At 44.8% G+C, this 11,600-nt stretch carries 11 protein-coding genes; 5 read left to right on the forward strand and 6 right to left on the reverse strand.

Annotated elements, in window-relative coordinates:
• Positions 1-108: 108 nt before the first annotated feature.
• The 5 genes from PAP_RS05365 to PAP_RS05385 form a co-directional block, all read right to left on the reverse strand.
• The gene (locus PAP_RS05365) at positions 109-531 is read right to left on the reverse strand and encodes a translation initiation factor IF-2 subunit beta (RefSeq protein WP_048165040.1); all 423 of its coding nucleotides are present in this window, start codon (positions 529-531) and stop codon (positions 109-111) included.
• A gap of 12 nt (positions 532-543) precedes the next feature.
• Positions 544-2,586, reverse strand: a complete 2,043-nt coding sequence (mcm, locus tag PAP_RS05370; RefSeq protein ID WP_048165041.1) for a minichromosome maintenance protein MCM — start codon at positions 2,584-2,586, stop codon at positions 544-546.
• Positions 2,586-3,080, reverse strand: a complete 495-nt coding sequence (locus PAP_RS05375) for a Gins 23 protein (RefSeq protein ID WP_048165042.1) — start codon at positions 3,078-3,080, stop codon at positions 2,586-2,588. Before PAP_RS05375 ends, mcm begins: the two co-directional genes overlap by 1 nt.
• Before the next feature lie 124 nt (positions 3,081-3,204).
• Entirely contained in the window at positions 3,205-4,242 is a 1,038-nt protein-coding gene (locus PAP_RS05380) for a lysyl aminopeptidase (RefSeq protein ID WP_048165043.1), read from the reverse strand.
• Between the two features lie 97 nt (positions 4,243-4,339).
• On the reverse strand, positions 4,340-5,335 hold the full coding sequence (locus PAP_RS05385; RefSeq protein WP_048165956.1) for a TIGR01177 family methyltransferase: 996 nt from the start codon (positions 5,333-5,335) through the stop codon (positions 4,340-4,342).
• A 117-nt stretch (positions 5,336-5,452) separates the two neighbouring features.
• On the opposite strand from PAP_RS05385, the gene PAP_RS05390 reads away from it, so the two are divergent.
• The 5 genes from PAP_RS05390 to PAP_RS05410 all read left to right on the forward strand — a co-directional run bounded on the left by PAP_RS05390 (position 5,453) and on the right by PAP_RS05410 (position 10,366).
• The gene (locus PAP_RS05390; RefSeq protein ID WP_048165957.1) at positions 5,453-6,682 is read left to right on the forward strand and encodes an Nre family DNA repair protein; all 1,230 of its coding nucleotides are present in this window, start codon (positions 5,453-5,455) and stop codon (positions 6,680-6,682) included.
• An 88-nt stretch (positions 6,683-6,770) separates the two neighbouring features.
• Positions 6,771-7,886: an alkaline phosphatase family protein gene (locus PAP_RS05395; RefSeq protein WP_048165044.1), complete on the forward strand. Its 1,116-nt coding sequence runs from the start codon at positions 6,771-6,773 to the stop codon at positions 7,884-7,886.
• A gap of 35 nt (positions 7,887-7,921) precedes the next feature.
• Positions 7,922-8,689, forward strand: coding sequence for a LamB/YcsF family protein (locus PAP_RS05400; RefSeq protein ID WP_048165045.1), 768 nt, complete (start codon positions 7,922-7,924; stop codon positions 8,687-8,689).
• A gap of 4 nt (positions 8,690-8,693) precedes the next feature.
• Positions 8,694-9,380, forward strand: a complete 687-nt coding sequence (pxpB, locus tag PAP_RS05405; RefSeq protein ID WP_048165046.1) for a 5-oxoprolinase subunit PxpB — start codon at positions 8,694-8,696, stop codon at positions 9,378-9,380.
• Positions 9,377-10,366, forward strand: a complete 990-nt coding sequence (locus tag PAP_RS05410) for a 5-oxoprolinase subunit C family protein (RefSeq protein ID WP_048165047.1) — start codon at positions 9,377-9,379, stop codon at positions 10,364-10,366. Before pxpB ends, PAP_RS05410 begins: the two co-directional genes overlap by 4 nt.
• Before the next feature lie 15 nt (positions 10,367-10,381).
• Here the strand turns inward: PAP_RS05410 and PAP_RS05415 are convergent, their stop codons facing one another.
• Entirely contained in the window at positions 10,382-11,509 is a 1,128-nt protein-coding gene (locus PAP_RS05415; protein ID WP_048165048.1) for a tyrosine--tRNA ligase, read from the reverse strand.
• Between the last annotated feature and the right edge of the window lie 91 nt (positions 11,510-11,600).

Here is an 11,600-nt window from a genome sequence, read left to right on the forward strand (position 1 = left end):
CAAATAACAAGAAATAATTGAAAATTTGTGGAAACTTGTAAAGTTAGAAAATTACATTTATCAATAAAAATCTTAAAAACTGAAGATTAAGAGAAGAGGAAAACCCCTTCAAAGGTGGGCGATTGGTGTCTCAGCACCGCAGGCCTCACACTTGAGGTAGTGGAAGCGTCCTTTCTTGGTAATCTTTGTATCTGGTGCACCACAAACTGGACAGATAACGTAGTCCTTGAGGTACTTCTTGAACTTGTTGCCTATCAAGTAAGGCGTAAAGCGACCTTGGAGGATTACCCTTCTTCCTTCGAGCGTTCCAGCTGTAGCTACCTCTTTTAGGATGAACTTTAAGAGGTGCTGTGGATCTCTATTCATTGCCTCTGCTATATCGACGAAGTTGTCTATGATTGTCTTGTTTCCTTCAATCGTCACGGAAGCGGGTGGAACCTCAAATCTCGATCCGTGGTGCTTAACGTTCTCAGGTAACTCCTCATAAGCCTTCTCTAAAAGCTTTTCATAATCGTAATAATCATACTCCATTTTTTCACCTCCTTATGCTACACGATAATAGCCATCCCTTGGGCTATAAATTTGACCCTCATTAAAGAGCCTCTCAATGAGTTTCCTCGCTTCATCTTTTTTCATGCCGCTTTCTACGGCTTCACTTATAATATCATCGATTGGTGCTCCCCATTCATTCTTATTCTCCAGCCTCTTTATAATGCTTACCATCCTCTCAATCTTGTTTATCTGCTTTGAGGACTTACCCACTTCAAGGATTGATATGTCGAGCATTCCCTCTTCATCCATAGCGACCTGCTTTAGAGCATACTCCATGATGGCTATAGCTTCCTTAGCATCTTCTCTCGTCACAACGTCACTTAAGCGCATTCTCGCATGAGCTTCGCTCAGTCTTATGAGTGCCTCAAGCTGCCTTGCGGTTATAGGCATTGGCTTAACTCCTTCTTCGCTGTTCCCCACTTTAGCCCTCTTCCTCATCCTTATGTAGTAGCGCTTAATCTCATCCATAGCTTCTTTGCTTAGAACAGGATGTATGTTCTTTCTGGCATAGGCTATATACTTCTTAAGCAAATCGTAGGGCACTTTGGGCGCAACGGCCTCCGCTTCTCCCCTTCTCACTTTTAATATGTGTGTTGCTATATCTGAGTCAATATTCTCGTCTGGCTCATCCAAGAGTACGAATATCAAATCAAACCTGCTCAAGAGCGTTGGTGGCAAATCAAGCTGCTCTGGAAGTGGTTTAGCTCTATTGAACCTTCCATATTTTGGATTTGCGGCTGCTATAACCGTCGTCCTCGAGTTTAGCGTTGCTGTAATGCCCGCTTTGCTTATGCTTATGCTCTGCTGTTCAAGTGCCTCGTGTATGGCGCTCCTATCTCTATCGCTCATCTTATCAAACTCATCAATCAACGCTACACCCATGTCCGCTAATACCAAAACACCCGCTTCGAGCACCCAAGAGCCTGTTAGCTCATCGCGGACTGCAGCGGCTGTGAGACCGGCCGCGCTTGAGCTCTTACCACTTGTATAAATGGCTCTCGGAGCTAAATTCGCCACATAGCGGAGTATTTGCGATTTTGCGACTCCAGGATCTCCTACAAGCAAAACGTGACTCTCTCCTCTAAGCTTTGTCCCATCGGGCAATTGTCTATGCACACCGCCGAAGAGGGCCAAGGCTATACCTTTCTTTACCTCCTTGTGTCCCCATATTGCGGGTGCTATCGAGCCGACTATAGCATCAATTACGTCGGGCCTCTTGGCCAGCTCCCTAATTTTTTGCTCATCCTCGGGTGAAATCTCCAGCTCTTCGACGTCTTTGCTTATCTGTTCTATGTGGTTGACCTCAAGTATCTTCTTGAAGATGGGCCTCTTTTCCCTGCTTTCCATTATGATTCTCAATACTCCCGTGGCTATGACTCTATCACCGGGCAAAGCTACATCAACAAGGTCGTCCAAAAGAATTGCATCTACAAAACGTGGCATTTGACCGCCTTTGAGGCTTTCAGGCCTGTCTTGGAGCCTAAATGTTTGGAGGTTCATAAATGAGCTCTTTTCAACATCTAGTTCTAGGTTTCTGCTCCCACAATTTTCACATCTCGGGGGCTTAACCATTTGGGAGTAGGGCCTTTGGAGACGAGTCATTTCATTTCCGCAGTCTTTACACACAAAAACCGACTTTTGCACGAAGGGTTTTACTTCGCTCACCCTCGTGATAATTCCCTCCACCTGGATGAGCCTATTTATGTGCTCTGCCCCGAGCTCTTTGACTAATAGAGTGTGCGGCAGGTTGTAGAAGCGGGGGTTAATTTTTAGCTCTTCTTCATCAAAATCCTCCGACAGAATAATCCTTAAGGCATCTTTTGCTGCTAATATGACTTCCTCAGGATTATCCATGAGTTCCTGAGCGAGAGGAGGATTAAAAGCATTTAAATGGGACCAGTCTATCGCTATGGACTTTTTAGGAGTAACCGTGAGCAAGTCTTTGATTTTATTAACATATATTTTATTGCCCTTTGAGTCAGCATAGCTCCTTAAAAATTCGATAAATCCATGTATCATCTCTTCCTTTTCCATCACTCCTCACCGAGCCATGAAGTTCTCATATTAGACATCTGGAGGTAGAGCTCCTTCTCCTTTGGTGTGAGTTTGTTTAGTATTTCCAAGCTGTTGGGTCTAAGCATGACTGATTTCAGTATTTTGTTAAACCTCAATCGTTTGAGCTCTTTGTACTTTTCTTTTAGATTAGCCAGCTTTGTGATGTATGAGCGGAGGGTTTCAGGTGGATATCCACTTGGATTTTCGAGAACTTTATTAAGGAAATACATGTAGAACTCGGTTCTATCATAGAGAGAACCGTCTATGGTAGCTAAAGGCCTGTTCTCGCGCTCTTCTTTTATGTATCTGTCGAGCTCTATAATTATTTTCTCAACTTCATCGATTATCTCAACTACTCCACTTTCCCAAAGCTCCTTTGCCTTCCAATCCTCAATTAGCACCATATCTCCGGGCTTCCAGTCTCCAAAAGGCCTCATGACTTTAACTGGGATTACAGCTCTCCCCACGAACATACATTTCACCCTTTATCCCCGACGAGCCTATGAACAGTAATCGCTCACATTCTTCAAAAAGGTATGTTGAATAACTTCTTAAGGATATCGCAAAATTAAGAAAAGCTAAAAGAAAGGCGTAATCTCAAGGAGTCAAGTCCATTGGTTTTAACTCCTCTAAGAAGTGCTTGGCAAGCTTTATTGTGTTGTCTACATCCCTGGCATCCGTTAGTTCTACTTGAGAGTGCATGTATTTAATTGGGATTGAGAGAACGGCAGTTGCCATACCTTCTCTGTTGATCTGCATTATGTTTGCATCGGTTCCCGTTGGCCTTGGGCTTGCCTCGACCTGGAGTGGAATCTCGTATTTTTTAGCAACTTCCTCAGCAAAGGCCCTAACCTTTGGATTTATGTTTGGTCCAACATCCATAACCGGGCCCTTTCCGAGCTCTGGGACAATCTTTCCTTTGTCTCCCACCTGCTTCGCGAAGGTTACGTCCATGGCTATTCCAATCTCGGGGTCTATTGCGTAGGAAGCAACTCTTGCTCCTCTAAGTCCAACCTCCTCTTGAACGCTCGCGACGAAGTAAATATCTGCCTCGTGGCTCTCTAAAGCTCTCGCAGTCTCAATCATGGCGTAGAGACAAATTCTATCGTCCAAGTAAGGAGTGGCAAATCTATTTTCGTTGAGCCTTGTGAAAGCAGGGGCAAACTCTCCAACCGTTCCTATTCTAATGCCCATCTCTTCGACTTCTTCCTTCTTGTCGGCGCCAACATCAACGACAATTGTGTCCCAATCCGCTGCTTTCTTCCTATCTTCAGGCTTTTGGAGATGCGGTGGAATGTGTCCCACGACACCGTAAACTTCGCCTTTTTCTCCAAAGAAGCGAATCCTCTGGGCAACGAGAGTCCTTGGATCAACACCACCGACTGGAACTATGTGCAGGTAACCGTTGTTGTCGATGTGGTTCACCATAACGCCTATTTTGTCCATGTGAGCTGCAATCATAATTTTTGGACCATTGCCTTTTTTGTGGGCTATAACGTTGCCGAGCTTGTCAACTTTAATTTCATCAACGTAATCCTTCAAAGCCTCGATTACAACGTCTCTAATTCCCATAAACTCATATCCAGTAACTCCTGGAGCTTCAATCACCTTTTGCATTAAATCCCAGTCTACCATTTTAATCACCTACCCGTTTAGACGCTAGTCTTAATGTTAAATCAAGGAGTATTTAAGCTTTCCTAATCTCATTAACTGAAAAGGGCACCAAAATAGCTTAAACCCTCATCACATAGAAGTAGCGCTCAAGCGAGCCGTGCACCCTTTGATAATATCTTTCTAAGACTTCAAATCCTATTTTCTCCGCTACTTTAGAAGCATCGAACTGTACAGGAAAAGCTATTGATAAATAGCCGTTTAAAACATCATACATGCTTTCCAACGCTTTTCTATAGAGTTCTTCCCTTTCACGCCCGGCCAGAGTGGCAGAGGTTCCATAGGGAGGATCCGTCGCTATCGCCTCAAAGCTTCGCTCAAAAATCTCACGGAGCTTTGTAGCGTCGCCGACCCTTAGATCATAGTCTTTAACTCCAAAAAACTCCAAGTTGCCCCTCGCTCCCTCCACCATATCCTCTCTTATATCCACTCCATATGCTTTTATTCCCATAAGTCCAGCCTCGATTAAAATTCCTCCGAGTCCCATAAATGGGTCTAAAACTTCTTCTCTGGCTCTTGAAAGGTTCACCATGGCTCTTGAGAGCCTTGGGTGGAGCGAGATGGGCTTGAAAAATGGCCGGTTGTGGGCTTTTCTTTTCTCAAAGCCCTTAGGGTCGAAGTGGATTCTTTTCACGCCGACCCAAAGCTTTTCACCACAGTAAACCCTAATGACGCTTTTTGGATTCCTTAAGTTCACTTTGAGGCCTTCCTTGGCTATTATTCCTCCCAAGGTGCGCTCAACATCTTTAACGTCATGCCTGCAGTTGAGCATTCTTTCCCTTCTAACGGCGAAAGGCTCCTCTAAAAAGCCCCAATCAAGAGCTTCTGCCTTTGAATAGAGTTCATCAACACTATCGGCAGAGAATAGTAAGATTCCAGCTTCATGCGCCATGCCTAGGCGCTCCAAAAAGGAGAACGCACTTTCATCGGCATCTAAAGCCAAGAATAAGTAGTCTCGCTCAGCTAAATTGAACTTAGGGCTCGCTAATTCGAGCAAAGTTTTAACCTCACCCTCTGCTAGGCTTGGTAGGTTCCCGAGGATTTCCACGTAGAGCATGATTTGAGATTGGGGAGAGGGTTTAAAGCTTTTTTCTATGGAACACCTTCTAAAGAGGCAATCTCTCACTCCACGATTGCTCAAGGGAAATAATATAAACTTTAATCCTAAGTGTATATCATGCAACTCTTCAACTCAAAACTCTGTGCTGTTTGCAAAGGGAGAAAATTGCTCTGCGGGAGGCCCACATGTCCAATTTTAGAGAGGTTTAGGGTAGTTAGAGGTGTAGAAAAGCGGATAAACAAGCGCGAGATTTTTGGTTCATCTCCTCCTGCTATTTTTGTTGGTGAGTTCGGCTATCCTAAGGTTAGGATAGGGCCTTTAGTCCCGCCAATTGAGGGTAATACCTCCTATCTCGACAGCCCGTTGAAGTGGGAAAACGCAAGCATAAGGGATGTTTTAAGATACCGCTCGCTCTTAGTCATGGGTGAGACTAAAGCAAACGTTGACGTTAAACGAAGCGGGAGGATTTTAAGCGAGATTCAGGAGCTGGCAATGTCGATAAGGCCTGTGGACAGCGAGATTCTGCTCAAGAGGAAGCCTATCTTAAAAGTCCTGCCAAGTGAGTTTGCTCCGCCGATAGGACCAAAGGCCGAGCTTTTGGACTTTGAATTAACGGAGAACCCAAGAATTCCGAGAAAGACAGATTATGTTGTAAGTGATGAACTCAAAGCAGAGCAGGCGATAATGAAGCTTTACAACTCTGGCTTTGATGAATACTACATAATAAGGCTCCTTTCTGCTGGGCTTTTGGGAATTCAAAAGAAGCTTGTCCCAACGAGGTGGAGTATCACTGCCGTGCAAGATATTATCGGCAAGCGCCTTAGGAGGGAGGTTCTCCGTTATGAGTTAATAAACGAGTTTGAGCTTTATTTTTACGAGTTTCTTGGCAACCGCTATGTCGTTCTCCTAATGCCTGAAAGTTACGCCTTTGAGCTTTTGGAAGTATGGCTCAAGGGTTCGCTTTTTGGAGGTGAAGAGCCGCAAGTAATCCATGATTTTGAGGATTGGAGGGGCATTAAGGGATATGCAAACCAAACGGCAGGCGCTTACTACGCAGCGCGCTTGAGCATTTTGGAACACCTTAGGAAGAGGCGCAGACAGGCAAAGATCTTGGTGTTTAGAGAAGTGACGCCCAAGTACTACGCGCCTGTTGGCGTGTGGCAGATTAGGCTGGGCACAAAGAAGGCTATGAACAACATCATTGGAAAATTCCAAACTCTCCAAGAAGCTCTCAATGAAGTTGGGAAACTTTTGGAGCATCCGCTTGAGTACTACCTCAAAAGAAGCGAGATTTTGAAAGTTAGGGCAAAGCAGAGGACGTTAGATGATTTTTTAAGGTTGTGATGAGCTTCACCGAACTGAGCACTGCGATGATGAATGCACGTCAGGCTGACGGCTTAACCTTTTTAACCTCTCCTCCATATTTTCCTCTATGAAGAAAAAGCTTGCACTCATAAGCCTCGACGGCAATGGCGTTTACAACCTGAAGCATATGCCATTTCTCCAGAGCTTGGCGGAGGAGAGCCTTTTTGGCGTAGTTGACTCTATATTTCCAACGCTTACGGACTTGGTGCATACGAGCGTCATGACTGGAGTTCCTCCGAAGGTTCACGGTGTCGTTGAAAACGGCTATTACGATAGAACAAACGGAAAAAAAGTGAAGTTTTATGAGTATGAAGTCGTTTTTAATCCGCACAATGTAATAAAGGCGAAAACATTAGTGGACATCTTGAGAGAGAAAGGCATTAAGACAGCGAGCATTAGCGGTTATATGATGCCCCCATTTAGTGGGACGAACGTTAGGATTTTTCCTCCATTCTTCAACGATGATAAGCTCTATAGAGAGCACGGGAGAGACTGGCGTAAGGACAAATGGGTCGCTAATTCGGCGCTCTACTTATATGAGGAGTATAAGCCTGATTTGCTCTTAGTCCACTTTTGTTCTATAGACGGAACACAGCACGACCATGGAATCGAGAGTGAGGAGACACTAAAAGCAGTGAAAACGGTTGATGAAATGCTCGAGCGCCTTTGGGAGCGCTTAAAAGATGAGTATGCCTTCATAATCTTTGCGGATCACGGGCAGGAAGAGGTGCACACTTGGGTTAATTTGAGGGTGTTTTTGAGAAAGCACGGCATTGAGACGTTAAGTGTCTCTTCTGGTGGCGGTGCACACATTTATTTAAAGGACCCAACCCAAGCGGAGGATGCCTATCTAATACTAAAACGCGCCCCTGGGGTTAAGCATGTCTTCTTTAGGGAAGATTTACCCCATCTAGACACGCCCATTAGTGGAGAGCTCTTAGTGTCAGCTAAAGAAGGCTACTGGTTCTGCTCTTTCTGTAAGGGTATTAAAGGTTCAAGCTATTGGGTTAAAGGCATGCACGGCTCTCTAAACGAGCCAGTTATGAAAGTGCCTCTGCTCTTGTGGGGTTTTGGTAAGGGGGAGCTTGAAGCGTCACTCTACGACATAGCGCCGACTGTTCTCGACTTCTTCGGCATAGAAAAGCCAAGGGATATGATCGGGGAGAGCTTGATAGGAAAGTAAATAAGCCCTTCTCTCCTAATCCCTTCGGTGGGAGCATGAAGGTTGACCTAAATTCTGACCTCGGGGAGAGTTTTGGAAGATATAAGCTGGGCTTGGATGAGGAAGTCATGAAATACATCACCTCAGCAAACGTTGCCTGCGGCTGGCATGCTGGAGATCCTTTGGTGATGAGAAAAACTGTAAAATTAGCAAAGGAAAACAATGTCCAAGTTGGGGCCCATCCAGGCTATCCAGATTTGATGGGGTTTGGCAGGAGGTTCATGACACTAACAAGAGAGGAAGCAAGAAACTACATCCTCTATCAAATCGGCGCACTTTATGCTTTCACAAAAGCGGAAGGCTTAATTTTGCAGCACGTAAAACCTCATGGAGCTTTATACAACGCACTCGTCAAGGATGAAGAGCTTGCAAGGGGAGTTTTGGAGGGGATAGCGGACTTCGACAAAAGGCTCATTTTCGTAGGGCTTTCAACCTCAAAGCCTTTAGAGATGGCAGAGGACATGGGACTAAAAGTTGCTCATGAGGTTTTTGCTGATAGAGCATACAACCCGGATGGAACTTTAGTTTCAAGGCGCTTAAAGGGGGCTGTAATTCACGATAAGGAGCTGATAGCGGAAAGAGTAATTTCAATGGTTAAGGATGGGGGCGTTAAGGCAATCAACGGTGAGTGGGTTGAGCTTAAAGCCGACACAATATGTGTCCATGGGGATAACCCTAAAGCCCTTGAGATTACAGCTTACATTAGAAAGCGCTTAGAGGAAGAAGGAGTCAAGATTGTGCCGATAAAGGAGATCGTGCGGTGATTCTATGCAGTTCAAACCAGCTGGAGACTCTGCCCTTGTAATTATTTTTGGAAACGAGATAGACGAAAGAATAAACAAAAAAGTCCATGCGGTAGCTGAGGCAATAGAAAAAGCATCCCCGGAGTGGCTCATTGAGATTGTCCCAACCTATACGAGCGTTTACGTCTATTACGACCCATTGAAAATTGGCTACTCGGAGGTCGTTGAAGCCGTTAAGCCCTTCTTAAATGCAGAGCCTAAGAAAGAGAAAGCGAGGATTATCGAGATTCCAACCGTTTATGGCGGCGAATTTGGGCCTGACATAGAGTTCGTTGCAGAATACAACGGTTTAAGCGTTGATGACATCATTGAAATACACTCAAAGCCGCTCTATCGCATATATATGCTCGGATTTACGCCGGGATTTGCTTATCTTGGCGGCATGGACGAGAGGATTGCAACACCAAGATTGGAGAAGCCGCGCTTGAAAGTGCCAGCTGGGAGTGTTGGCATAGCGGGGAAGCAGACTGGAATTTACCCTCTTAAAAGTCCTGGAGGGTGGAGATTAATTGGGAGGACACCATTGAAGCTCTTTGACGCAAATAGAGAACCTCCCACCCTTCTGCAACCAGGAAACTACATTAAGTTCGTGCCGATAAGTGAAGAAGAGTTCTGGGAAATTTATAAAAAAGAATGGGGCGAGGAAAGATGATAGAGCTCCTTAAAGTTCCTTCCCTAACGACGATTCAAGATTTGGGACGCTTTGGTTATCAAAAGCTTGGCATTCCAGTTAGTGGAGTTATGGATGATTACAGTGCAAGGCTGGTAAATTATTTGGTTGGAAACGATGACAACGCTCCATTAATTGAGTTCGTTCTTCAAGGCCCAACGATGAAGTTTTACTCATCCACAGTCTTTGCAGTTGCGGGGGAAGCTGATATTTACCTTAACGGTGTTAAAATCGAACCTTGGCAGAGCTATTGGGCTAAGAGGGGAGATGTTTTGGAAGTTGATGTTTTAAAAAGGGGCGTTTATGGATATATCGCCTTTGCTGGTGGAATTAAATGCGAAAAAATCTTGGGAAGCTGTGCAACTTATTTGAGGGCTAAGCTTGGAGGGGCGCTAAAAGCAGGGGATAAGCTAAAATTGGGGTATGCAATTTTAACCAAAAAGGAAGGAAAAGCTCTTCCGGATGAGTTTAAACCAGAATATCCAAATGAGAGTGAAATTAGGGTAATCCTCGGCCCTCAGCTTGAGCACTTCACAAAAGAAGGAATTGAAACCTTCCTAAGCTCGCCGTATGAAGTAACCCCGAACTCTGATAGGATGGGGTACCGGTTGGAGGGACCAAAAATAGAGCACTCCGAAAAAGGAGCAGATATAATAACCGATGCGATTCCTTTAGGAGCTATCCAAGTTCCAGCGAATGGGAAGCCAATAATTATGCTGGCTGATAGACAAACCACAGGAGGCTATGCAAAGATAGCGGTTGTAGCTAAAGTCGATGTTCCAAAAGTAGCCCAAACAAGAGCAGGAGGAAAGCTGAGGTTTAAAGCAATAAGGGTAGAAGAATCTCAAGAACTGTTAAGAAAGCGAGAGACTTTGTTGAGGAACATAAAAGCACTTTTAGAGGGCAAACTTAGGGCTTACAAGATAAAAGCACTTGGAGAGGAGTTTGTGGTCTTTACAGAGGTATAAAGGAGAAAAGAGAGCTCACCTTGTAATTTTTATCTCTTTCATGAGCTCCAATGGCTCGGGGTTCTTCTCGAAGTACTTCCTTATGGGTGCTAAGAGTTCTATCAAGTACTCCGCAACGGCGTTCTTGAGGTCTAGTGGGTGGAGCTTTCCTTCGGCAAAGTCCTTTTTGAGCTCTTCAAAAGTCGTGTATGTCACATCTCCTCCGAACTTTGGTGGTCTGTGTATTGTAAACTCTGTAGGCTCTTCTCTAAAGATTATGTACTCTGCCCAGTCCAAAACTGGGTTGTAGTTAACCTCCTTTGCAGGGCAGAACGCCTTTCTAAGCTTTTGCCTTATTTCCTCGGGAGTGTCGTGTATAAATACTGCGGAGTATGGTTTGCTCTTGCTCATCTTCATTTGAGTCTTCAGTTCTTTGAACTTCTCCTCACTCTCAATTGGCCAAACTAGGGGCTCTTGGAGGCCGAGGAGGAGGTGGTGGTGAATTGCGACGGGCTTGAGCTTCTCACCGCTCCACTCAAGTGCGTGGTACTTGAGCTTTTGAGCAACCTCAATCGCTATAACGTGGGCCTTTCTTTGGTCCATACCGGCGTGTGCTATGTTAACCCCTTGGTAGAATATGTCAGCAACTTGCATCATTGGATAGATGAGCTTCGCAAAATCAACGCTCTCGCCCATTTGCCTTCCCATAATCGTTATGGAGCGCATGACCCTCGAGAGGGTCACATTCTTTGAGATATCTATTACTGTCTGCCAGTAATCACCTTTCTCCAAAATCTCACTCGCTAAGACGAACTCAACTTTGTCCGGGTCGCCGCCCATTACTTTAATGCTCTGCTTCATTCCCTCTTTGAAGTAGCTCAAAGCAACCTTTTGGATTACCTCTAAGTCTCCACCGAGCTTATCGTTTATCCAAGAGTGCCAGTCTGCTAAAAACACCCTCGTCTTAGCCCCAGCTTTTTGAAAGTCTGCAATTTTAGCTCCAGCCATTAAACCTGTTCCAAGATGAATGTAACCGCTTATCTCAAAACCTATGTAGTGCTGAAGGGGAACGCCTACTTCTAAGAGATGCTTCAAATTTTCAACTGTTAAAACCTCTTCGGCAGGCTTTCTCGTTATCAAATTCACTCTCTCTTCAATGTCCATTTTCACCACCTAAGCCAAGAATGTGCTAATCCTTTAAGGCTTTTACGGGTTTCTTGTTCATAAGGTTTATAACCTTTTTATACATAAAAAC

The organism is Palaeococcus pacificus DY20341, from assembly GCF_000725425.1.
Taxonomy (GTDB): Archaea; Methanobacteriota_B; Thermococci; order Thermococcales; family Thermococcaceae; genus Palaeococcus; species Palaeococcus pacificus.

Excerpts from the sequence above, each read along its gene's own strand:
- PAP_RS05400 (WP_048165045.1), top strand. The coding sequence starts at position 7,922 with ATGAAGGTTGACCTAAATTCTGACCTCGGGGAGAGTTTTGGAAGATAT.
- mcm (WP_048165041.1), bottom strand. The coding sequence starts at position 2,586 with ATGGAAAAGGAAGAGATGATACATGGATTTATCGAATTTTTAAGGAGC.
- PAP_RS05385 (WP_048165956.1), bottom strand. The coding sequence starts at position 5,335 with ATGCTCTACGTGGAAATCCTCGGGAACCTACCAAGCCTAGCAGAGGGT.
- pxpB (WP_048165046.1), top strand. The coding sequence starts at position 8,694 with ATGCAGTTCAAACCAGCTGGAGACTCTGCCCTTGTAATTATTTTTGGA.
- PAP_RS05365 (WP_048165040.1), bottom strand. The coding sequence starts at position 531 with ATGGAGTATGATTATTACGATTATGAAAAGCTTTTAGAGAAGGCTTAT.
- PAP_RS05410 (WP_048165047.1), top strand. The coding sequence starts at position 9,377 with ATGATAGAGCTCCTTAAAGTTCCTTCCCTAACGACGATTCAAGATTTG.
- PAP_RS05395 (WP_048165044.1), top strand. The coding sequence starts at position 6,771 with ATGAAGAAAAAGCTTGCACTCATAAGCCTCGACGGCAATGGCGTTTAC.
- PAP_RS05380 (WP_048165043.1), bottom strand. The coding sequence starts at position 4,242 with ATGGTAGACTGGGATTTAATGCAAAAGGTGATTGAAGCTCCAGGAGTT.
- PAP_RS05415 (WP_048165048.1), bottom strand. The coding sequence starts at position 11,509 with ATGGACATTGAAGAGAGAGTGAATTTGATAACGAGAAAGCCTGCCGAA.
- PAP_RS05375 (WP_048165042.1), bottom strand. The coding sequence starts at position 3,080 with ATGTTCGTGGGGAGAGCTGTAATCCCAGTTAAAGTCATGAGGCCTTTT.